General features: G+C 46.2%; 18 protein-coding genes. 13 read left to right on the top strand and 5 right to left on the bottom strand.

Annotation, left to right across the window (positions count from 1 at the left end):
- Genes L0U88_RS03340 through L0U88_RS03325 form a run of 4 tightly spaced genes read right to left on the bottom strand, consistent with a single transcriptional unit; the run spans position 1 to position 5,565 of the window.
- Positions 1-1,245, bottom strand: a complete 1,245-nt coding sequence (locus L0U88_RS03340; protein WP_234864189.1) for a glutamate-5-semialdehyde dehydrogenase — start codon at positions 1,243-1,245, stop codon at positions 1-3.
- 2 nt (positions 1,246-1,247) lie between these two features.
- Positions 1,248-2,288, bottom strand: a complete 1,041-nt coding sequence (gene proB / locus L0U88_RS03335; protein WP_234864188.1) for a glutamate 5-kinase — start codon at positions 2,286-2,288, stop codon at positions 1,248-1,250.
- A 38-nt stretch (positions 2,289-2,326) separates the two neighbouring features.
- Complete coding sequence (locus L0U88_RS03330; RefSeq protein WP_234864187.1) at positions 2,327-4,858, bottom strand: ABC transporter permease; 2,532 nt, start codon at positions 4,856-4,858, stop codon at positions 2,327-2,329.
- Positions 4,855-5,565: an ABC transporter ATP-binding protein gene (locus L0U88_RS03325; protein WP_234864186.1), complete on the bottom strand. Its 711-nt coding sequence runs from the start codon at positions 5,563-5,565 to the stop codon at positions 4,855-4,857. The genes L0U88_RS03330 and L0U88_RS03325 overlap by 4 nt, the downstream gene beginning before the upstream one ends.
- Before the next feature lie 21 nt (positions 5,566-5,586).
- On the opposite strand from L0U88_RS03325, the gene L0U88_RS03320 reads away from it, so the two are divergent.
- Complete coding sequence (locus L0U88_RS03320) at positions 5,587-6,285, top strand: arylesterase (RefSeq protein ID WP_234864185.1); 699 nt, start codon at positions 5,587-5,589, stop codon at positions 6,283-6,285.
- Here L0U88_RS03320 and L0U88_RS03315 read toward each other — a convergent pair.
- Positions 6,271-6,477 (bottom strand): hypothetical protein, encoded by a 207-nt coding sequence (locus L0U88_RS03315; RefSeq protein WP_234864184.1) that lies wholly within the window; start codon positions 6,475-6,477, stop codon positions 6,271-6,273. The genes L0U88_RS03320 and L0U88_RS03315 overlap by 15 nt on opposite strands.
- Positions 6,478-6,604: 127 nt before the next feature.
- Between L0U88_RS03315 and L0U88_RS03310 the strand changes: the two genes are divergently transcribed.
- The 12 genes from L0U88_RS03310 to L0U88_RS03255 all read left to right on the top strand — a co-directional run bounded on the left by L0U88_RS03310 (position 6,605) and on the right by L0U88_RS03255 (position 22,123).
- Complete coding sequence (locus tag L0U88_RS03310; protein ID WP_234864183.1) at positions 6,605-11,155, top strand: PAS domain S-box protein; 4,551 nt, start codon at positions 6,605-6,607, stop codon at positions 11,153-11,155.
- A gap of 25 nt (positions 11,156-11,180) precedes the next feature.
- On the top strand, positions 11,181-11,615 hold the full coding sequence (locus L0U88_RS03305) for a response regulator (RefSeq protein ID WP_234864182.1): 435 nt from the start codon (positions 11,181-11,183) through the stop codon (positions 11,613-11,615).
- 1 nt (position 11,616) lies between these two features.
- Entirely contained in the window at positions 11,617-11,916 is a 300-nt protein-coding gene (locus L0U88_RS03300) for a hypothetical protein (protein WP_234864181.1), read from the top strand.
- Positions 11,913-13,073 carry an MFS transporter gene (locus L0U88_RS03295; protein ID WP_234864180.1) on the top strand — a complete coding sequence of 387 codons (1,161 nt, stop codon included), beginning with the start codon at positions 11,913-11,915 and terminating at the stop codon, positions 13,071-13,073. Before L0U88_RS03300 ends, L0U88_RS03295 begins: the two co-directional genes overlap by 4 nt.
- Positions 13,066-14,022 (top strand): ABC transporter ATP-binding protein, encoded by a 957-nt coding sequence (locus L0U88_RS03290; protein WP_234864179.1) that lies wholly within the window; start codon positions 13,066-13,068, stop codon positions 14,020-14,022. Before L0U88_RS03295 ends, L0U88_RS03290 begins: the two co-directional genes overlap by 8 nt.
- A 39-nt stretch (positions 14,023-14,061) precedes the next feature.
- The gene (locus L0U88_RS03285) at positions 14,062-15,288 is read left to right on the top strand and encodes an MFS transporter (RefSeq protein WP_234864178.1); all 1,227 of its coding nucleotides are present in this window, start codon (positions 14,062-14,064) and stop codon (positions 15,286-15,288) included.
- On the top strand, positions 15,257-16,306 hold the full coding sequence (locus L0U88_RS03280) for a LacI family DNA-binding transcriptional regulator (RefSeq protein WP_234864177.1): 1,050 nt from the start codon (positions 15,257-15,259) through the stop codon (positions 16,304-16,306). The genes L0U88_RS03285 and L0U88_RS03280 overlap by 32 nt, the downstream gene beginning before the upstream one ends.
- Before the next feature lie 79 nt (positions 16,307-16,385).
- On the top strand, positions 16,386-17,708 hold the full coding sequence (locus L0U88_RS03275; RefSeq protein ID WP_234864176.1) for a Gfo/Idh/MocA family protein: 1,323 nt from the start codon (positions 16,386-16,388) through the stop codon (positions 17,706-17,708).
- 16 nt (positions 17,709-17,724) lie between these two features.
- The gene (locus tag L0U88_RS03270) at positions 17,725-19,083 is read left to right on the top strand and encodes a 3-keto-disaccharide hydrolase (RefSeq protein WP_234864175.1); all 1,359 of its coding nucleotides are present in this window, start codon (positions 17,725-17,727) and stop codon (positions 19,081-19,083) included.
- 78 nt (positions 19,084-19,161) lie between these two features.
- Positions 19,162-19,983 (top strand): SDR family oxidoreductase, encoded by an 822-nt coding sequence (locus L0U88_RS03265; RefSeq protein ID WP_234864174.1) that lies wholly within the window; start codon positions 19,162-19,164, stop codon positions 19,981-19,983.
- Between the two features lie 26 nt (positions 19,984-20,009).
- On the top strand, positions 20,010-21,431 hold the full coding sequence (uxaC, locus tag L0U88_RS03260) for a glucuronate isomerase (protein WP_234864173.1): 1,422 nt from the start codon (positions 20,010-20,012) through the stop codon (positions 21,429-21,431).
- A 65-nt stretch (positions 21,432-21,496) separates the two neighbouring features.
- Positions 21,497-22,123 (top strand): hypothetical protein, encoded by a 627-nt coding sequence (locus L0U88_RS03255; RefSeq protein ID WP_234864172.1) that lies wholly within the window; start codon positions 21,497-21,499, stop codon positions 22,121-22,123.
- Positions 22,124-22,129: the final 6 nt, after the last annotated feature.

Here is a 22,129-nt window from a genome sequence, read left to right as displayed (position 1 = left end):
TTATTTTCGTATCTGTCCGTTACCTTCCAGAATCCATTTCTCCGTAACCAGTTTCTCCAACGCAAAAGGGCCGCGAGCATGTAATTTTTGAGTGGAGATTCCAATTTCTGCACCCAGGCCAAATTCTTCGCCATCTGTAAAACGGGTGGAAGCATTGGAATAGACGGCCGCAGCATCTACTTCCCGGATAAAACGCGCACATTGTTTTTTGTCTTCTGAAACAATGGCTTCCGAATGTTTGGTAGAATAAGTGTCAATATGTTCCAAAGCTTCATCTATTCCATCCACAATTTTAATAGCACATTTCAAACTGAGGAATTCCCTTCCGAATTCTGCTTTGGTTGCCTTACGCAGGAATGGATATCCTTTCAATAATTTATAAGCAGCAGGGTCAGCAAAAATTTCCACTTCAAATGCAGTGAAGGGGGGCTGTAATGCGTTCAGTACTGTTGGGGCAATGGCTTTATCAAGCAGGATAGTATCCGCGGCGTTACAAACGGATGGCCGGGAAGTCTTTGCGTTAACAATAATATCCACCGCTTTTTTAAGATTCGCTTTTTTCTCAATGTATACATGACAAACGCCGGCACCGGTTTCAATCACCGGAACGCGGCTGTGCTGGCGAACAAATTGAATCAGCTGATCCGAGCCACGGGGAATCAGCACATCCAGATAGTTGGTAGCTTCAAAAAGTTGTTGCACCACTTCCCGGTCGGGTGGCAATAAATTCACAAGCGCTGTAGGTAGTCCGTGTGCTTTTAAAACGGAATGGATGAGTTTTACGGCCGCTGCATTGGTATCAGCAGCCTCACTGCTTCCTTTCAATACCGCTGCATTCCGGCTACGCAAACAAAGCGCTGCGATATCAAAGGTGACATTCGGACGTGATTCATAAATCGCACCAACCACTCCCAATGGAACCGCTATTTTTTTAAGATGAATACCATTGTAGAGTATTCTTTCTTCCAGAACCCGACCGGTTGGGTCGGGCAATTTTGCTACTTTTCGCATACTCGCGGCTATGTTTTTGATTCGCTGTTCATTCAACAACAGCCGGTCGTTACGCGGATTGTCTTTTGCCTGGCGGGAAAGATCGCCTGCATTGGCTTTGAGTAAGGTTGCTTGTTTTTCTTCCAGAGCTTTTGCCATATCCAGTAGTAGCTTCTGGATGGCTGAATTGGAAAGTGCCTGCAGGGTTCTGGCTGCTTTATGGGTTTTTTGCAGTGAGTTGGTTATGTTGATCATGATTAGTCGTTGAATAGTACAATGTCATCCGCATGTGCTGCAATTACATTTTTGCTGGCACGATGTGCTTCCATGGAGGCTGCATCCAGTTTCGCTTTGGCTACACCTAAAATGGTGTTATCCTCTTCCATCAATTGAATAACTTCTCCTTCCAGGAATTTCCCTTCCACTTTAGCGATGCCAATGGTGAGCAAACTTTTCCGGTTTAACAATGCCTTGGCCGCTCCTTTATCTACCGTGATTTTGCCTAGTGTAATCGAACCGCTTGCCAGCCATTTTTGCCTGGCCCGCAGATTTGATTTTTTTGCCAGAAAACTGGTTCCATTTTTTCTGGCGAGTGCATCCTGAAGTGGCTGCTTACCTTTTAAGCCTCCAATCGTTACTTCAATGCCAAGAGAGGAAGCCAGGCGGGTAAACGTGAGTTTGGATAACATGCCTCCTAAACCCGGACCGCTTTTGTCTTTGGTGATAAACTTCATGACGGATCCGTCAACCTTTTCAACCAGTGGAATGATTTTTTTCTGATCGTCTAACACGCCACCGGTAGAGGTACATAAGATCAGGTGACTGGCATCAAACCCAATCGCGATCAGCGTGGCCAGTTCATCATTATCGGAAAATTTGATCTCAACATTGCTTACCAGGTCGTTTTCATTTACGATTGGTATGATATTATTCTCCCAAAAAGTAGCAAAGGTTTGTTTTAGTTGCAGGAATTGTACGCGATTGGAAAAGTGTACGCGTTCACAAAGAGCCTGTGCAACATTGATGGAATGTTGTTGAAAATATTTGTGATAGAGTTGTATCAGTATCGGGTTGCCCACAGCAGCAGCAGCCTTTCTTTCCAGTAAACTGCCCTTGTAAGCTTTCAGGTATTTCTTACCACTTCCAACGGCGCCGCTGGAAACCAGAACGATATTATAACGCTTGCTCAATGCTGCAATTTCTCCCGCCACTTTTTTAATAATAGCAGTATCTATGGTTCCATCGGCCTTGCTGATTACGGCAGTTCCCAGTTTGATTACGATAACTTCCTTCGACATTCGTCGGTTTTTCTGCAAGATACTACAAAGCGGGCTGCCTAACTTCCACTATTCAGAATCGATAAAGGAGGCGCTTTTAAAACAGTTCTGCTGTTCAGGAGTCCGATCAGTACGGTTAATCCGGTGATGGCAACAAAGATCAGCAGGGTAGGTGCCAGTGGTGGAATGAAGGTAGCATCGAAACTAAATCGCGCCAGCAATGCTGCTCCAATTAGGGCCAGCACAATGCCGGTGAAAGCGGCCAGAGCTCCTAGGAAAAAATACTCCAGGGCAGTGATCGCAAATACCTGTTTGCTGGTTGCTCCCAGTGTTCTGAGTAAAACCGTTTCCTGCATGCGCTGGTATTTACTGATCAGGATGGATGCAATCAGCACAATGATGCCGGTCACAATACTGAACCCTCCGATGAATTGAATGACAAAACGGATCTTATCCAGTATATCGTCCACTACTGTCAGGATGAGATTGAGATCGATTACTGATACAGTTGGAAAATTTTCGACCAGAGCACGCTGGTACCTGGCCGAATAATCGGCAGATGGTACCCGCGTTACCAGTACATGAAATTTGGGTGCCTGTTCCAGCACTCCTTTCGGAAAGATGACTCTGAAATTTGTTTGTACCCGGTTCCAATCGACCTGCCGAAGGCTGCCCACTTTGGTACGGATCGGGGCTCCCTGCACATTAAAAACCAGTTCATCCCCTAATGTTACTTTTAGTCGTTTCGCATAACCTTCCTCGATAGAGATCAGGATCTCATTCATAGACCTTGCCGAATCCTGCAATTTCCCTTGCACAATTGTTTCCGCTTCGGTGAGGCTATCGCGGTAGGTAGCACGTATCTCTCCGTCAAATGCTCTTCTTGGAATATCGATGGTAGTATCGGCTTTCAGGTCAGCTGCACTGTATCCTTTGATTTCCGACAAGCGCATGGTGATAATCGGTACGTCCTGGATCACCGGCAGCTGGAATTCCCGGGTAAGCTGGAAAAGCGAATCTTTCTGTGCCGGCTGAATATCAAACACCACCAGGTTGGGCTGATTTTCGCTGGCAGCCATCTGAACCTTGCCAGTCAGCACTTCCTGGATATAAAAAAGGAGGGCAATGAAACTGGAGCCTAATCCGATTGCCACAACCAGGATCACGGTCTGGTTATTGGGTCGAAATAGGTTCGCAAATCCTTGTCGCCATACATAAGCAAGCCGGCTCGGAAAAAATCGCCTGATTCCGTATATCAGCAACCAGGCAGCTCCGGATAATAAAAGAAATGAAAGAATCACTCCCAGGGTGAAACCAGCAGCAGCTCCGGCTGTTCCGATTTGCAGCCAGCTGAAGCCAAAAATGAAAACCAGCATCCCAACGCTAACCAGTAAACGCCAGGGATCCTGCCACCAGCGATTATGCGTAACCGTTACCCGAAGGGTATTTAACGGCGATACTTTCCGAACACTCAATAATGGCCACAGAGCAAAGAGAAGTGATACCAGGAGTCCTACCAGTATACCCTGCCCAATTGCTTTCCAGGAAACCTGCATCGAAATTTCGATTGGCAGAAAATCTTTGAACACAGAAGGAAGCAGGAACTGGATAACGGTACCAAGGATAGCACCCAGGATGCTTCCTATAAAACCGATCACCAGCATTTGCACCAGGAAAATCAGGAAGGCCTGGCGATTGGTGGCGCCCATGCATTTAAGAATGGCGATCGAACTGATTTTTTCTTTCACATAGATATGAATAGCACTGGCAACGCCTATGCAGCCAAGCAGTAAGGCGATAAAACTCACCAGCTTAAGAAATTCATTCAGATCTTCGAAAGCCCTGCCGGTATTGCGTTTTCGGCTTTCAACAGTTTCAATATCCCATCCGGCATCTTCCAGCCTTGTTTCGATGCGGGGTAGTACTTCTTCTACTACCTTATCGGATTTGAACTTAAAATAGTAGAGGTAATTGATTCGGCTGCCTTTCTGGAGCAGGCCGGTGGCATCGAGGTCCTGCTTTGGAATCCATACAGCGGGAGCCACAGCAGCCGAGAAGCCGGTTTTTCCGGGCGATTGTAAAATTTCTCCAAGGATCAGGAAGGTCTTTTCACCAACCCGGATGGAATCTCCCGGTTGGGCATTGAATTGAAGCAGCAGGGTACGTTCTACCATTGCACCTTCCTGCCTGGCAAAACGTTGGTAGGCATTGGCAGGCCGGGTTTCGATAGCCCCGTAAAAGGGAAAGCCTGCACTCACGGCGCGAACCTGTGCGAGCCGTGTACCTCCTGATTTGGTGAAATAAATCATGGAGGCAAAATTGTTTTCGGAGGCGGCTGTGCCGGTTTTTCCGAGCGAATCTATCAATTGCTGAACAGTTGCATCGGGCGGCTGGTTGGCATCCAGGGCAAGATCGGCGCCAATCAATGTTTTCGCCTGTGAATCGATATCGCGTTCTAACGTATACCCTAAACCGTAAATCGCCACCAGCGCAGCAATGCCCAGGATGATGGAGGATATGAAGAGCAGTAACCTTGAGCGGTTGCGGCGGCTATCGCGCCAGGCCATTTGAAAAATCCAGGCAGTATTCATGATGTAACTACCTCCCTGTTGCTTTCGTCTGAAACCAGTTTACCGCCTTTGAGTTTGATGATCCTTCCGGTTTTGGCAGCCAGTTCAAGGTCGTGGGTCACCATTACCAGGGTGGTACCTGCCGCTTTATTCAGATTGAACAGCAGGGATTCCACTTTTTCGGAAGTTTCAGCATCGAGGTTGCCGGTAGGCTCGTCTGCAAAAAGAATTTTAGGCTGATTGGCAAATGCCCTGGCAATGGAAACCCGCTGTTGTTCCCCTCCGGAAAGTTGGGATGGGTAGTGGTGGCTGCGGGAGGCGAGTCCCACCTGGTCCAGTAACTCCAGTGCACGCGACCGGATATCCTTTTCTTTTTTCAATTCCATGGGTACCATCACATTTTCGAGTGCGGTAAGGGTGGGCAGGAGCTGAAAATTCTGGAAAACAAACCCAATGTATTTGTTACGAATACCGGCCAGCGCATCTTCCGACTGGTCCTGTAACCGGATCCCATTGAGTGCTACATACCCGGAACTGGCCCGGTCAAGCCCTGCACATAGGCCCAGCAGGGTGGTTTTGCCGGAGCCGGATGGACCGACGACAGAAACCGTTTCGCCGGGTTGAATGGAAAAACTAATATCTTGTAGCACCTGGAGTTGTTGGTTGGCGGAAGGATAGGTTTTGGAAAGGCCAACTGCTTCCAGTATAGGGGATGTTGTCAAACTCATTTGGTAAAATAACTGTTTTATATGGCGAATAACAAGGTAAATATGTCAAGGTTGAGAATATGGGGATTAATCCTGCTGGCATCGGGATGGATGGCTTGTGGAAGTGGATCGCAAAAAAAGGAAGCACAACAGGAAGTGGCTGCAACCAATAAAAAGCTTGCGGATAAGAAACTGGTCTTTTTTGGGAATAGTCTGACGGCGGGATTTGGATTGGATCCGGAAGAAGCTTTTCCAGCCCGAACCCAGGTAAAAATTGACTCTCTGGAACTGGGATATGAGGTGATCAATGCCGGACTGAGCGGGGAAACATCGGCCGGGGGATTGACCCGTATCGACTGGATTTTGCAGCAAAAGCCCGACATATTTGTATTGGAACTGGGAGCAAATGACGGACTTAGAGGCATACCGGTAGCGGAAACCAGGAAAAACCTGCAGGGCATACTGGACAAAGTGAAAGCCGCCAATCCGGAGGTGAAACTGGTGGTGGCCGGGATGATGGTGCCACCGAATATGGGCCCGGAATATGCAAAAGATTTCCAATCCATATTCCCCGAGTTGGCAAAGACCAATAATGCCACGCTCATACCGTTTTTGCTGGACGGGGTGGCTGGTGAACGATCCCTTAACCTGGCGGATGGTATACATCCAACAGCAGAAGGCCACCAAATGGTGGCCAACAGCATTTGGAAGTATTTGCAGCCCTTGTTAGGAAGCCGCTAAACGGGCCTGTAGTCTGGTTTGTCGAACCCGCACCAATGCGTGGAACAGTATCAGCGCGGCGGCGGCAATATACCAGCCCAGTCGTTGATCAGCGGGTTTGTTGGAAAAATAGGTGAGGCAGGCGAGGGCGATTCCCCATACCAGCAGGACATGCCGGATCGCTGCGATCAGCAGGGTACGGAAACTTTTCATATACGGATTTTTAGTATTTATTATAACCCCGGAAAGCTGATTTTATTGTGCAGACCGGTATTTCGTTAAATTTCTACAGTAGAATACGCGGTAAATCGCTAGTTTTCTCTGATATTAACCTATAGCCTTGAATCCTCCGCCTAGTTCACTTCAAACCCAGGTACAGGCTGCCATATTGCGGCAACTGAAAATTGACTACCTGGTAATTGACCGACAATGCAGGTTGGCTGATTGTTCTCCGCAATCTTCTGTTTTCATAACTACTGAAAAAGTAGAAGCGGGTATGCATATCCGTGAGTTTCTCCACCCGCTTTGGGTAATTGAGCTGGAAGCAGCCATGCCGTTACTTACTCCTGAACATCCTGAACTGACCGTTCAAAATAAACGATTCAAAGTCGGGGAACTGGAATATACAGGCAGGATGGAGCTATCTCTCATACAAGAGCTGGATTTTTTGCTGGTAGTAGTGCAACACCAGGCTATCGAAAAAAAGGCCGATTTACTTAGAGAGCGAACCCTGCAGACGCTCCTTGAAACCGGCATGGATGCCGTTGGCTTGCTGGGTGAGGATGGCAGTGTTCTTTATGTCAGCCCCAATGTCACCAAATTGCTGGGTTATTCAGAACTGGAATGCAGACAGTTGAATTTGTTTGAATTGTTACATCCAGAGGATCAGGATCAAGTCAAGGAAGCGTGGATGCAAATGTTGTCCTCTCCGGGAGAATTGGTTAAAGGAGCGGATGCCAGAGTCAAACATAAAAACGGAGATTGGCGGTGGCTGGAAGGTAATATGATTAATCTGCTGAAGGACCCGGAGGTCAGGGGGGTAGTAGATGTGTTTCGGGACATAACGGATCGAAAAAAGCAGCAGGATGAATTATTGCGAATAAATACGGTACTGGCTGAAGCGCAGAATCTGGCACATCTTGGTTATTGGGAGTTTGATATGCAACTGCAGGCAATGAGCTGGTCCGCTGAAACCTATTCTATATGGGGACTTAATCCAATTGAAAAGCCAACATTGGAATATTTTTATTCCACCATTCATCCTGATGACAGGGAATCCTTTAAAGCCTTGAATGAACAATGCATAAGGGAAGCAAAAATGCTGGATGCCGTTCACCGGATATTGCTTGAGGATGGCACTATAAAATATATCCGGGAGCGTGGTGCATTTGAACTGGATGCAAACGGCCAGGTTCTGAAATTTAAAGGAACCGCACAGGATATAACGGAGGAGGTTAACCGAACAGAAGCCATTCGTATTTCAAATGAACGTTTGGAGCTGGTAAATAAGGCCACCTCAGATGCAATCTGGGATTGGGATTTGAAAAACAATCATCTTTATTGGGGAGACGGTTTTCATAAACTGTTTGGATACAATCACCAGGGAAATTCTGTTGATCCTGGCCTGTGGGAAGAACTGATCCACCCGGAGGATAAACAGCGTGTTTTATCCAGATTGGACGAAGTACTTGCCGATAGAAGTCTGGATACCTGGATTGGTGAATACCGGTTCAAAAAGGCAAACGGGGAATATGCTTATGTCCAGGACAAAGGATTTTTGATCCGTTATGAGAGTGGGGCGCCCTTGCGAATGATTGGTGCAATGACGGATATAAGTTCAGTCAAAGAAGCAGAAAAGCGACTGCAGGAAGAGCGGAATCGACTCAGAGCCATTATTGACAATATTCCGGATTATATATTTGTCAAAGATCAGGAAGGCAAACATCTCATTTGTAACCAGGCACAGCTTGATCTGTTTGGTGTGGACCTTGAGGGTTCGGTTTCACAAAAGACTATCATTGAATTACTGGGAGAAGAAAAGGCTAACAGTTTCTGGAAAGATGATCAGACAGTATTACAAACTGGTCAATCTGTTTTTAACAAAGAAGAGCAGCTTTTTCCAAAAGACGGTGGTTTGCGTTTTGCCCTTACCACGAAAGTTCCACTGAAAAATGAAGCGGGAGAGGTGTTTGGAATGGTCGGGATTTCAAGGGATATAACTAGTATCCGTAAACGACAGGAGCAGGATCGGTTATTGGCAAGAATTACTGAAGCGATACTGGTTAGTCAGGATATTGAAGCTGCTTTGGAAAAAGTGTTGGCACTAACAGGAACATATCTGGAAGCCCGGAGTGGAAATGCCTGGCTTTTGAATGAAGGACAATTAAAATTAATGCGAACGGCCAGTTGGGGAGTACTGCTGACTACGGACCGTGAATTATATCTGAATAAGCATTACCTGGGCGAATATTGGAAAAGGGGTGAACCTGCTTTCCTCGACCTGGAGCAGCACGGGGTAAGCACCCTGATCATTCCGGTAATTTACCAGGAGCATACAATCACCCTTTTACAATTTTACTACCCAGACCTGAGAAAACCGGACCAGGAGCTACTGGAGTTTTGCGCGGAGCTGGGTTCTAAAATGGGAATCGATATCAAAACCAAGAAGAGTGAACTGGAATTGAGTATGTTCTTTACCCATTGTCCGGATCCTCTTTGTATGGCCAGTGCCAACGGCTTTTTCAAGAAAGTTAATCCGGCTTTTATCAGGCTGCTTGGTTTTGAGGAGGCGTTTATTTTATCGAATCCGATTCTATCCTTTGTTCATCCGGAAGACCTGGATGCAGCATTGAATGTGCTGGAATCCGCATTCGCCGGGCAACGCATGGAAGGATTTGAATGTCGTTTCAAAACCGTGAACGAAGAGTGGAAGTGGTTGGCCTGGAGCAGTTCTGAGTTGGTATATGAGGAAGGCGTGGTGTTTGCCTATGGAAAGGATATCTCAGAATTAAAGGAAGCTGAGCGCAACCTGGTACAATTCAAAAAAGTACTCGATAGCTCACAGGAGGGAGTAGCGATTTATTCACCGGCAACCAACAGCAGTTACCTCAATCATGCCATGCAGGAAATGATGGGATATAGTCCGGATGATCTTCAAAATATGGAATCTCCTGCACTAGTTTATGCCAACAAGGAACAAGGTTGGGAGATGTTTGATACCATACTGGCGGGTGGCTATTTTACAGGAGAAGTGCAATTATTGGGTAAGGATGGCAGATTACTTGATTTATACCTAAGTGCTGGTCCAATACTGGATGAAGATGGCAATGTTGAAGCAGTATATGGTATTCATACCGATATATCGGAGCGAAAAAAATACCTGTTGGAGATACTGGAAGTCAACGAACGCTACAACCTTGTGGCAAGGGCTACCAATGATGCCATCTGGGATTGGAACCTGCTTACGAATGAGGTCGTTCGGACAGGCCGGGGTTTGGAAAACCTGTTTGGTTATGATAGTGAGGAAGCCAGCAAGGATCGTAGTTTTTGGATGAAACGGGTACATCCGGAAGACCTTGAAGGCGTATTAAAAAGAAGAGGTGATGTACTGATGGATCCGCAGACAAACTATTGGCAGGATGAGTATCGGTTCCTTAAGGCAGATGGAAAGTTGGCATATGTGCATGACAAGGGATTTATAATCCGAACAGCCGAAGGGAAGGCCATTCGGATGATTGGCGCAACACAGGATATCACGCATCGGAAAGAATTCCTGAATGAAATATTGCGGGTACAACAAAACCTGGATGCGTTGATAAACAATACCGGGGATATGATCTGGTCTTACAATACGCGAATGGAACTGATTGTGGCTAACAATGCATTTTTGGATGGCTATCAGGAACTCACAGGTGTGCCTATTGAAGAAGGAATGCCAATACTCGCGGATGTGTTGCCCTATCATATAATTGAGCAATGGAAACCGCTCTACGAGCGCTCACTGTTAGGGGAACCCTTTACTGCGGAACAGGTTTATTTCCAGGATTCGGGAATCAATGAGCAGTTTTACATGGTTTCTTTTTCTCCCATGCGAAATGAAAAAGAGGAGGTAGTTGGAGCAGCCTGCTTTGCACGAAATATTTCCGAACTCAGAAAAGCATATCGGAAACTGGAAGAACTCAACCAGGAACTGCTTGCCAAAGCGGAAGAATTATCCGCCTCCAATGCCGATCTGGAAAGATTTGCATTTATTGCTTCGCATGATTTACAGGAGCCATTAAGGATGGTATCCAGTTTTTTGCAATTGCTCAAACAACGTTACCATGGTCAGCTCGATAAAAAAGCGGATACCTATATTGAATTTGCTGTGGATGGTGCCAACCGGATGAAAGACCTGATCCACGGATTACTGGATTATGCCAGGGTTGGAAATACTTCAGCAGATGTCGTACCGGTTGACCTTAACCTGGTGATGCGGGATGTTCAGATTTTACTCAAGACCAAGATAGAAGAATCGAATGCGGTCATCCTTACCGAACATCTGCCCATCATACCCAGAGCGAACTATACACAATTGCTGCAATTAATGCAGAATCTGTTGGGGAACGCCCTAAAATACAGGGGAGAAAAGGATCCGCTGGTGCAGGTAGGAGTGGAAGATAGTGGTGATAACTGGACAATCCAGGTAAAAGACAATGGAATCGGGCTGGATATGCGCTATTCTGATAAGGTTTTCCAGGTGTTTCAACGCCTGCATCAGCAAAAAACGTATACTGGAACGGGTATTGGGCTATCCATTTGTAAGCGGATCGTGGAGAAAATGGGAGGGAAAATCTGGGTAGATTCAGCCCCTGGGAAAGGAAGCACTTTCTATTTCACAATTGTAAAGTAACTTGTCGCAAATTACCAACCTCTGCATGGAACCAATTCGGATACTGCTGGTAGAAGACAATGAAGGTGATGTTGTTCTTACACTTGAAGCATTTGAAAGTATAAGGCTGGCAAACAGTGTGAAAGTTGTGAACGATGGGGAAGAAGCCATCCAGTACCTCAACAAAGAAGGAAGCTTTGCTGATGCGGAAGAGCCTGATATGATTTTGCTGGATATCAATCTTCCAAAAATAGACGGAAAGCAGGTTTTGCAATATATAAAAACGCATGAGCGATTTAAAGTTATACCAGTAGTTATCCTGACTTCTTCCGCCTCTGAACGGGATATCAATGAAACTTATTCCCAACATGCGAATTGTTATATTACCAAGCCGGTAGATTTTTCCAAGTTTATTACTGTCATAAAGTCTATTGAAACTTTCTGGATCAATATCGTTCAATTACCGGTTAAACAAAACTAATATGGCGGCGCGTTTATCGGTTGATGAATTTATTGAGTCCGTGATGCAGGGGCAACAGCCTGCCGGACTGACCATTTACCAACAGGCTCTATGGGAAGAAGGTAGTGGCAATTGGGAAAAAGCGCACGCGCTAATCCAGGATGTGCCCGATAAACAAGCCGCATTACTGCATGCCTACCTGCACCGGGTTGAAGGTGATGAATGGAATGCCCGCTACTGGTACAATCGTGCAGGAGCCATGATGCCGGCTGTGGATATCAAAGAAGAGTGGAAGGAACTGGTGAAACGATTTCTTACATGAAGGCAGTACATCCCATTTATAACTGGCCTTTCGCAATGGTTTGTCTGAGTTCGCTCTTTTTTTCTGCCAGTTTTAATATGCTGATACCGGAATTGCCGGCTTATTTGTCTAGCCTTGGAGGTGCGGAATACAAGGGATTAATCATTGCACTTTTTACACTTACGGCAGGTATATCCCGACCATTTAGTGGAAAACTTACTGATTCGATTGGCAGAATCCCGGTGATGGCCATCGGCAGCCTGGTCTGTTTTGTCTGTGGTTTTTTATACCCCCTGCTCACCTCTGTTGCCGGCTTTTTATTATTGCGACTGATTCATGGATTCTCAACCGGTTTTAAACCTACAGCTACAGCAGCTTACGTGGCAGACCTTGTACCGGTTGGGCGCTGGGGAGAGGCGATGGGTATACATGGGCTCTTTTTCAGTACCGGGATGGCCCTGGGTCCCGCATTGGGAAGTACGATCGTACAGTTTTATTCTATTGATGTATTGTTTTATGCATCCTCCTTTCTGGCCCTCCTGTCAATTGCTATCCTTTACAATATGAAGGAAACATTGCCAGGAAAACAACGTTTTCAATTGAGGCACCTGCAGGTGGGAAGGAATGATATCTTTGAATGGAAAGTTTTTCCTGCGGCACTGGTTACCCTGCTTTCCTATCTTTCTTATGGCGCTATTCTTACACTGGTTCCTGACTGGGGCGATCATATCGGCATACACAATAAAGGTTTGTTTTTTATGGTCTTTACCATTGCTTCCCTGGTAGTACGCTTTGTAGCAGGTAAAGTTTCGGATAGGCGTGGCCGTGAGACAGTAATAAGGGGCGGACTGATCATGCTGGTATTCTCACTGATAGTCATTGCAAGCTGGCAAAGCAGCTGGGGTTTACTTACAGGTGGAGTTCTTTATGGCATTGCTACCGGAATATTATCTCCCGGCATCAATGCCTGGACAGTTGATATGAGTGATCCCGATAAACGCGGGAAAGCGATGGCAACCATGTATATTGCGCTGGAAGCGGGTATCGGGCTGGGAGCCCTGATTGCAGGAACCGTGTATCAGGATCATATCAACCGGATTCCCGGATTGTTTTACAGCGCTGCCATCATAACCCTGGCAGCCATCGTGTACATGTATTGGAGGAAAAAATATGCATAAGGCCATATTAGAGGTACAAGAGATTTCAGTTAGGATCGGTGACCGGATGGTCTTGTATCCGATCAGTCTGGAGTTGCGGCCGGGACAGAAACTGGCCGTTGCAGGTGAAACCGGCTCGGGCAAATCGACCCTGCTGAAAGCCATTGCAGGTTTGCAAAATCTGAAAAGCGGGGCCGTTTATCTGCAGGGTGAGCGGGTGGAAGAAGCCTGGGAAAAACTAATACCAGGACATCGTAAGATTGCCTATTTGTCGCAGCATTTTGAACTGCGAAACAATTACCGGGTACAGGAAATTTTAAACTATGCGGAAAAAGTAACGGAACAGGAGGCGGCAGAAATATACCGGCTTTGCCAGATCGATCATTTACTGAATCGTAAAACAGATCAATTGTCGGGTGGTGAAAGACAACGCATTGCCATGGCACGTCTGCTGGTAGGTGCGCCAATATTGTTTCTGCTGGATGAGCCCTTCTCCAATCTGGATGCACTGCATAAACAGACCATGAAGCAGGTGATGCTGGATCTGGGTAAGGCTATGCAAATAAATTGGGTATTGGTATCACATGACCCGGGCGACTGGCTGAGTTGGGCGGATGAACTGCTGATCTTACGCGAGGGTAGGCAGCTTCAAAAAGGAAATCCTGCCAGTTTATTTTATGCCCCGGAAGATGAATATACAGCCGGCTTACTGGGCACTTATTCGGTGCTGAATGCAAGTGAATGGGAGCAATTGAGCGGAGAGCGATTGGAGTTTCCCAAAATCATCCGGCCGGCACAGCTTCAGCTAAGTACTGTAAATACAGCTCCGCTTAAAGGATATGTCAAAGAAACTGAGTTTGTCGGTTATGGGTACCTGTTAACTGTTGAGCTGGAATCAGGAAATCGTATTAAATTATTTCACCAGGACGCGTGTCAGCCAGATTCACCGGTTGGTGTTCAACTCAGATAAATTATATTTAGAACTTTATTCAACGCATTGATACCCCATATGCAGAAAACGACCTACCAGCATTTGTTCAGCATACCGGTTATAGTAGCTGCCCTTGGTTATTTTGTTGATATCTATGATTTGTTATTATTCGGCATTGTAAGAATACCCAGCCTAAAAAGTATGGGACTGGATGAAGCGTCTCTTTCCACCGTTGGCGCATCCATCCTGAACTGGCAGATGACCGGCTTATTGATAGGAGGCATTCTCTGGGGTGTTTTAGGCGATAAAAAAGGACGTTTGTCGGTCTTGTTTGGATCAATCCTTACCTATTCACTGGCCAATATTGCCTGTGGTTTTGTAAAAGATCCGGAAACCTATAAAATACTCCGCTTTATTGCAGGTATCGGGCTGGCAGGTGAATTGGGAGCAGGTATTACACTCGTAGCCGAAGTGCTGCCTAAAAAATTGCGTGCGCTGGGAACCTCCCTGGTTGCGGGTGTGGGATTGCTAGGGGCTGTAGCTGCTTATTTTACAGTGGAACTCTTCGACTGGAGAACGGCCTACTTCATTGGAGGTGGAATGGGGATCGCCCTCCTTTTAATGCGGGTGGGGGTATTTGAGTCCGGCGTTTTTTCTGCATTAAAAGAACAACATCATGTAAAAAAGGGAAACTTCTTTTCCTTGTTCACCAATAAAGACCGGTTGGTACGCTACCTTAAATGCATTGGAATGGGATTGCCAACCTGGTTTGTAATTGGTATTCTTGCCACCTTCAGCAATGAGTTCGGTACCGCTTTGGGAATTGAAACGCCCATACAACCCGGACTTTCCATCATGTGGTGTTATGTAGGCTTATCCATTGGTGATTTATCGAGTGGTGTGATCAGTCATGCCCTGGAATCCAGGAAAAAAGCGGTACTCTACATGATGTTGTTTACCCTGGCAGCCAGCCTGATTTATTTGTTCGCAGGAATCAATTCGGCTACTATGTTTTACGGGGTCAATTTGTTACTGGGACTCGGAATAGGTTACTGGGCCATGTTTGTAACGATTGGTGCGGAGCAGTTTGGAACCAATTTAAGAGCAACAGCAGCCACTACGATTCCGAATATGGTTCGTGGTACAGTGGTTGGCATGACTACGCTCTATGGTATATTTAAAGGAGGATTTAGCGTGATTCAGGCAGGTGCACTGGTGGGCCTGATCTGTTTTGTCATAGGTATTTATTCAACACTGACGATCTCTGAAACGCATGGCAGAGATCTGGATTTCCTGGAGGAATAAGATGAAAAGGATAACCATCAAAACAATAGCTGAGCAGCTGGGGTTGTCCATCGCTACTGTTTCGCGTGCCTTGCAAAACAGTCATGAAATTTCAGCAACAACAAGAGAAAAAGTGAAGCAGGCTGCCAACGAACTGGGATACAGTCCGAATGTGTATGCCAGTGGCCTTCGCGCAGGTTCAAGTAAAACCATTGCCGTTATTGTTCCGGAAGTGGAAAATCATTTTTTTTCCCAGGTCATCAGTGGTGTGGAAAGCATCGCGCGGTTAAACAATTATCATGTATTAATCTATCTGACACACGAAGACCCTGTAAAGGAACTCGAATTTGTGCAACTCCTGGGTAATGGCAGAGCGGATGGTTTACTCATTTCAGTAACTCATAACGGAAACGGATATGCGCACCTGGATCAGTTGGTGGCTGCTAATTATCCCCTGGTATTGTTCGACCGCCTGGTGAATGAACTGGATGTGCCGAAAGTGAGTACCAATAATGAGGTTGTCAGTTATGAAGCGACTCGTTTGCTGATTGAGCGGGGAGCTGAACGAATTGCCTTCCTGGGACTGAATCCTAATTTATATATTATCCGTACCAGACTGGCCGGTTATCAGAAAGCTGTACAACAATACAGGCCAGGTGCAGAACCCATGGTTTTCAGTGGTACTGGCCGGCCGGATGAAGATATTGCCAGGTTGAAAGACTTTATCGCCATCCATCAACCGGATGCTTTTTTGGGCGCATCCGAATCGATGGCCTTGTTGTTGTATGAAATCAGTCGACAACTGGGGCAGTCCATTCCGGAAAACTATCAATTAATCAGCTTCACCAACCTGGCCGCTGCCCGGTTCCTGAGTCCCTCCCTTGCTTCCATCGTGCAGCCGGCCTTTGAAATCGGAAAGGAGGCTGCGGAATTGCTTTTTAAAGTGATAAAAAAGAAGAAAATCTATCCGGCAGAGGCATCGCCAACACTTCCTTCTGTTATACAGGAAGGTGATTCTATCCGGACTCTGAGGCCGTAAACGTTTGCATAAGAAAACTTGGGGGTAAGCTGCGGAAAGTGCAATTTTAATAGCAACATGCTTACCATAAATTAAACGTATGGCTGACCGTAGAAAATTTCTCCAGCAGTCGGCATTGGCTGCAACAGGTGTTTTGTTTTTCCCCCATTTCCTGAAAGCAGGTGTGCCACCCAGTTCCCGGGTGGTGATTGGTGTAGTGGGTACCAATAGCAGGGGTGCCTATCTGGCTGAGCTCTTTGCAGGCATGCAGGGTGTTGAAGTTGGGTATATATGTGACGTTGACAAACAGGTGTTGGAAAAAACCATTGCTGCCATTCAGAAGCAGACAGGTAAAAGACCAAAAGGCTATACCGATGTACGCAAGCTGCTGGAAGAAAAAGACCTGGACGCCATTTGTATAGCAACACCGGATCACTGGCATGCACCTGCTACCCTGATGGCTGTGCAGGCGGGTAAACATGTATACGTGGAGAAACCCTGTAGCCATAATCCGTCGGAGGGAGAAATACTGGTAGCTGCAGCTGCGAAATACGGGAAGCTAATCCAGATGGGAAACCAGCGTCGTTCCTTTCCTAAAGTACAACAGGCTATGCAGGAGTTGAAAAATGATGTAATCGGCCGTGTTTATTTTGCAAAGGGATGGTATGCTGCCAATCGAAAATCAATTGGAAAAGGCAAGCCGGCAGCTGTACCGTCACACCTGGATTATGAACTGTGGCAGGGGCCTGCTCCCCGGACGGCCTACCGCGATAACTTGATTCATTACAACTGGCACTGGTTCTGGAATTGGGGAACCGGAGAAGCATTGAATAATGGCACGCATGAAATTGATGTAATGCGCTGGGGGTTGGGTGTGGACTATCCCACCAAAGTGGTATCAGCGGGAGGGCGATATGCATTTAACGACGATTGGGAAACCCCCGATACACAAACCATTACATTGGAATTCCCCGACCGGAAAGCGATGTTATGGGAGTCGCGCAGTTGCAATCCGCATACAGTTGAAGGCAGCGGAAGAGGCGTGATTTTCTATGGTGAAAAAGGGACAATGGTAATTCCTGGTGGAGATGATTACCAGGTATTTGATCTGGACAATAAACTCATTAAAAAAGTGGAGACAGAAATTGGAAAGATTGATGCCACCAACACAGTTGGTATGGGAGCTAACCTGGATACGATTCACCTGCACAATTTTATTGAAGCGATCCGTAAACAACAGGCGCTGACCTCTCCCATTCTGGAAGGACATAAAAGTACCCTGCTGGCGCAGTTGGGTAACATCTCCTGGAGAACTGGGCGCGTTTTGAATTGCGATCCCAAAAACGGACATATTCTGAACGATAAACAGGCTGCTCAACTCTGGCGCCGTGAGTATGCGAAGGGCTGGGAAATGAAATTATAATCCTTAAACTACTGGTATGAGAAATCTGCTACTGACGATTGGCTGCATGTGCTTGTTTTTTGTTGCGGCGGCGCAAAACAGTCGCGAACAATGGGTATCACTATTTAATGGTCGTGATTTAAAAGGCTGGAAACAATTGAATGGCAAAGCCAAATACGAAGTGAAAGATGGTGCAATTGTAGGTACCACAGTGTCCGATGAACCGAATTCTTTCCTGGCAACCGAAAAGAATTACACCGATTTTATTCTCGAACTGGAGTTTATGGTGGATCCGAGTATGAATTCCGGTATACAGTTTCGTAGTGAGAGCAGGGCAGACTATATGAACGGTCGAGTGCACGGTTACCAGATGGAAATTGATCCTTCCAAAAGATCCTGGAGTGGCGGCATTTATGATGAAGCCAGAAGATTGTGGCTGTATTCCCTCGAATACAATGAGAAAGGCAAATCCGCTTTTAAAAACAACCAGTGGAATCATTACCGGATTGAATGTTTGGGCAAAACTGTTCGCACATTTGTGAATGGAATCCCCACTGCACATCTGGAAGACAGTATGCTCACCAGCGGATTTATTGCTTTGCAGGTACATTCCATAGGGAAAAACGACCTGCCTGGCAAGCAAATCAAATGGAGAAATATCCGCATTCAGTCAACTAATCTTCTGCCCAAAAAAGCTGAACCCATTTTTATTGTAAACCTGAATCCAAACAGTCTCTCCGCTGAAGAAAAAGCCCAGGGAGTAAGGCTGCTTTGGAATGGCATAGATACCAAAGGCTGGAGAGGGGCGCATAAGGATAAGTTCCCGGAAAAAGGCTGGCAAATTCAGAACGGTGTCTTAAGCGTATTGCCCGGTGGAGGTGGAGAATCCACCAATGGTGGTGATATAGTTACGGAAGAAGAATTCAGTGCCTTTGAATTGCAGTTTGAATTCCGGATTACATCGGGTGCTAACAGTGGTGTGAAATACTTCGTAACAGAAAATGAACAAAGCAGTGGTTCGGCCATCGGGTTGGAATACCAGGTGCTCGATGATGAAAAGCATCCGGATGCAAAAATGGGAGTGGTGGGTAACCGGACGATGGCATCCCTTTATGACCTGATTCCTTCCCTGAAAATGGACCAGGCAAAACGCAAGCCCGGTGAATGGAATAAAGGCATGATCCGGGTGTATCCTGATAACCGGATCGAACATTTTTTAAACGGATACAAAGTAGTCGAATACCAGAGAGGAACCCCCATTTATTATGCACTTGTTGCCCGTAGCAAATATGCAAACTGGAAAGATTTCGGTATGGCCCCTAAGGGACATATTTTGTTGCAGGACCATGGCGACGCAGTAGACTACAGATCTATTAAAGTTAGAAGTATGAAGTAAGAAGTATGAAGTAGTTACGCACTTCTCACTTCATAATTCATAATTCATAATTCATAATTCTCACTTCATACTTCCATTATGTCTTTTTTAAAAAATTTCTCTCTCGAAGGAAAAGTAGTAGTTGTTACCGGTGGTACCGGTGTTTTAGGTGGTGCATTTGTAGAGGCGATCGGTGATGCCGGTGCGGCTGTTGGTGTGTTGGGGCGCAATGCCGCAGTAGCAGAAGAAAGGGCCGAAAAGATTCGCTCGCACGGCGGAAAAGCAATCGCACTGGTGGCTGATGTCATGAAGGAAGAGGAACTGGTGAAAGCCCGGGATCAGGTGCTTGATGCGTTTGGCAAGATAGACGGACTCGTAAATGGAGCGGGTGGTAACATGCCGATTGGTGTATTGCAGAACGACGAGGATCTGTTCACTATGAATCTTGAAGGCATGAAAACCGTAATGGATATTAATCTGTGGGGTACCGTATTGCCGACACAAATTTTTGGCCCTGCACTGGCGAAAAATGAAACCGCCAGTATCGTGAATATATCCTCCATGAACTCAAAACAAGCAGTTACCAAAGTGCTCGGCTACAATCTCGGGAAAGCGGCAGTGGATTGTTATAACGAATGGTTTGCTGTAGAACTGGCTAAACGGTATGGAGACCGGATCCGTATGAATGCGCTTACACCAGGTTTCTTCCTGACGGAACAGAATCGCAAATTGGTATGGCATCCGGATGGAACGCTGTCGGAACGCGGACAATCCATCATCAATAACACCCCTTTCAAACGCTTTGGTAAACCCGAAGAACTGACTGGTGCACTCATCTGGTTATTGAGTGATGCCTCCCGTTTTGTGACCGGCTCACAGGTAGTGATTGATGGAGGTTTCTCCATTTTTAGTGGTGTGTAATTCAACCTTTCAGTAAAGAAGCATTCATGGAAAAACTGTCTAAACAATGGCCGGGAGAAAACTTTCTACTACAGAATGAACCTGCCCGACGCCTTTATTTTGATGTTGCCAAAGACCTTCCGACCATTGATTATCATTGTCATCTTTCCCCGGAAGAGATTGCCACCAATAAACAATTTGCCAATTTGACTGAGATATGGCTCAAAGGGGATCATTATAAATGGCGGGCGATGCGGGCACTTGGAATAGCTGAAGAACTGATTACGGGTGCTGCAACGGATGAAGAAAAATTCAAAGCCTGGGCTTCGATAGCACCTCGTACCGTTCGTAATCCCTTGTTTCACTGGAGCGCAATGGAACTGGCTAATCCCTTTGGTATTCATGAATTCCTGAACAGTGAAACAGCCGATTCCATTTATCGGCATTGCAATGAATTGCTAAATACCGATGCGTTCCGTGCACAAGCGCTTATTCGTAACCGTAAGGTAGAAATGGTGGGAACAACGGATGACCCCTGTGATGATCTCCGCCATCACCAGGCATTCACAAAACAGGAGGCAGACTTTAAAGTGCTGCCCAGCTTCCGTCCCGACCCCGTATTGAATGTGAACAACCAGGCAGCCTGGCTGAGTTATATAGAGAAACTTGAAACGGTAAGCGGACAATCCATTCATGAACTCGATGACTTGCTAACGGTATTGGATAACCGCATTGATTATTTTCATGCAAATGGTTGCAGAGTGGCAGATCTTGGACTTGTACAATTACCGGATCTTACGCAATTGAAAGATAAAAAGCAGGTAGAGCAGGATTTCCGACTTTTGCTGGCTACCAAAAACTACCAGGTTCAGGCACCGGATGCTTTGTCTGGCTTTATCCTGCTGCATTTATGCCGCAGTTATCATGCAAAGGGATGGGTGCAACAGTTTCACCTGGGGGCCATCCGGAATCTCAATACACGCTTACTGCGAAAGCTGGGCGCTGATGCGGGAGTGGATTCCATTGGTGATGACCAGCAGGCCATGCGCCTGGCCAGGTTCCTCGATGCCCTGGACCAGACAGATCAATTGGCTAAAACCATCCTGTATAACCTAAATCCTGGGCTGAATGAAGTGTTTGCCAGTATGGCCGGCAATTTTATGGATGGGAAAACCATCGGCAAAATTCAGTTTGGATCGGGCTGGTGGTTCCTGGATCAGTTGGATGGCATGGAAAAACAATTAAACGCACTTTCCCATATAGGTTTGCTCAGCAGTTTTATCGGAATGACTACCGATAGCCGAAGTTTTCTTTCCTATTCAAGGCATGAATATTTCCGGAGGCTCTTGTGTAATCTGATTGGTACCGATATTGAAAAGGGGTTATTGCCAAATGATCTGAACTGGATGGGTGGCATTGTTGCGGATATCTGCTATCACAATGCCAAAGCCTATTTTGAAAAGCCCTGATTTTTTTGGCACCGGAATAGGGGTAAGGGTATTATTGATTGTCGGATTCTCAAATAGCAAGAATCATGACGATCAAATCAATGCTGGTGGCAATGGCGTTGCTCACCCTCGGAAACCTGTCACTTCAGGCACAGCAAAACCAAACCATTTTTAAATCCAATGGCATTCGCAAATCCGGCGGATATGGTGCAATTTCCAATAAGTTTACCCGTATCAATGGGCAGTTTGCCAATATCAATGAAGTGTATGGCGGCTGGTATGTCAATCGCTCCTTTCTTATCGGTGTTGCCGCTGGAGCCACTACCAATCGAATCGCTGTACCGGATGCTAATAAGATCTGGGATGGAGAACGAATGACCTATCAATACGGACAATTCGGTTTAATGACAGAATATGTGATCGGTTCCACCAAAAAAGTTCATTTCGCTGTGAACCTGCTTACCGGTGCCGGCTTCATACTGCAATACGACCGTGGCGATTACGATAATTGGGAAGACTACGATAGCCGTAATCCAAACTTCTTTTTCCTGATGGAACCCGGCGCACAAGTTGAGTTAAATCTTACGAACTGGATGCGTTTCAGTCCGGGTGTTTCTTACCGTCGTGCTTTTGGCTCCAACAGTAAAGGACTGAGTGATGAAGACCTGAGTGGGGTATCAGCTACTATCACCTTTAAGTTTGGCAGATTTTAAATTGGT

Source organism: Flavihumibacter fluminis (genome assembly GCF_021491375.1).
Classification (GTDB): domain Bacteria; phylum Bacteroidota; class Bacteroidia; order Chitinophagales; family Chitinophagaceae; genus Flavihumibacter; species Flavihumibacter fluminis.
The sequence above is the reverse complement of the archived record's forward strand: the minus strand, read 5'-3'. Positions and strand labels throughout refer to the sequence as shown.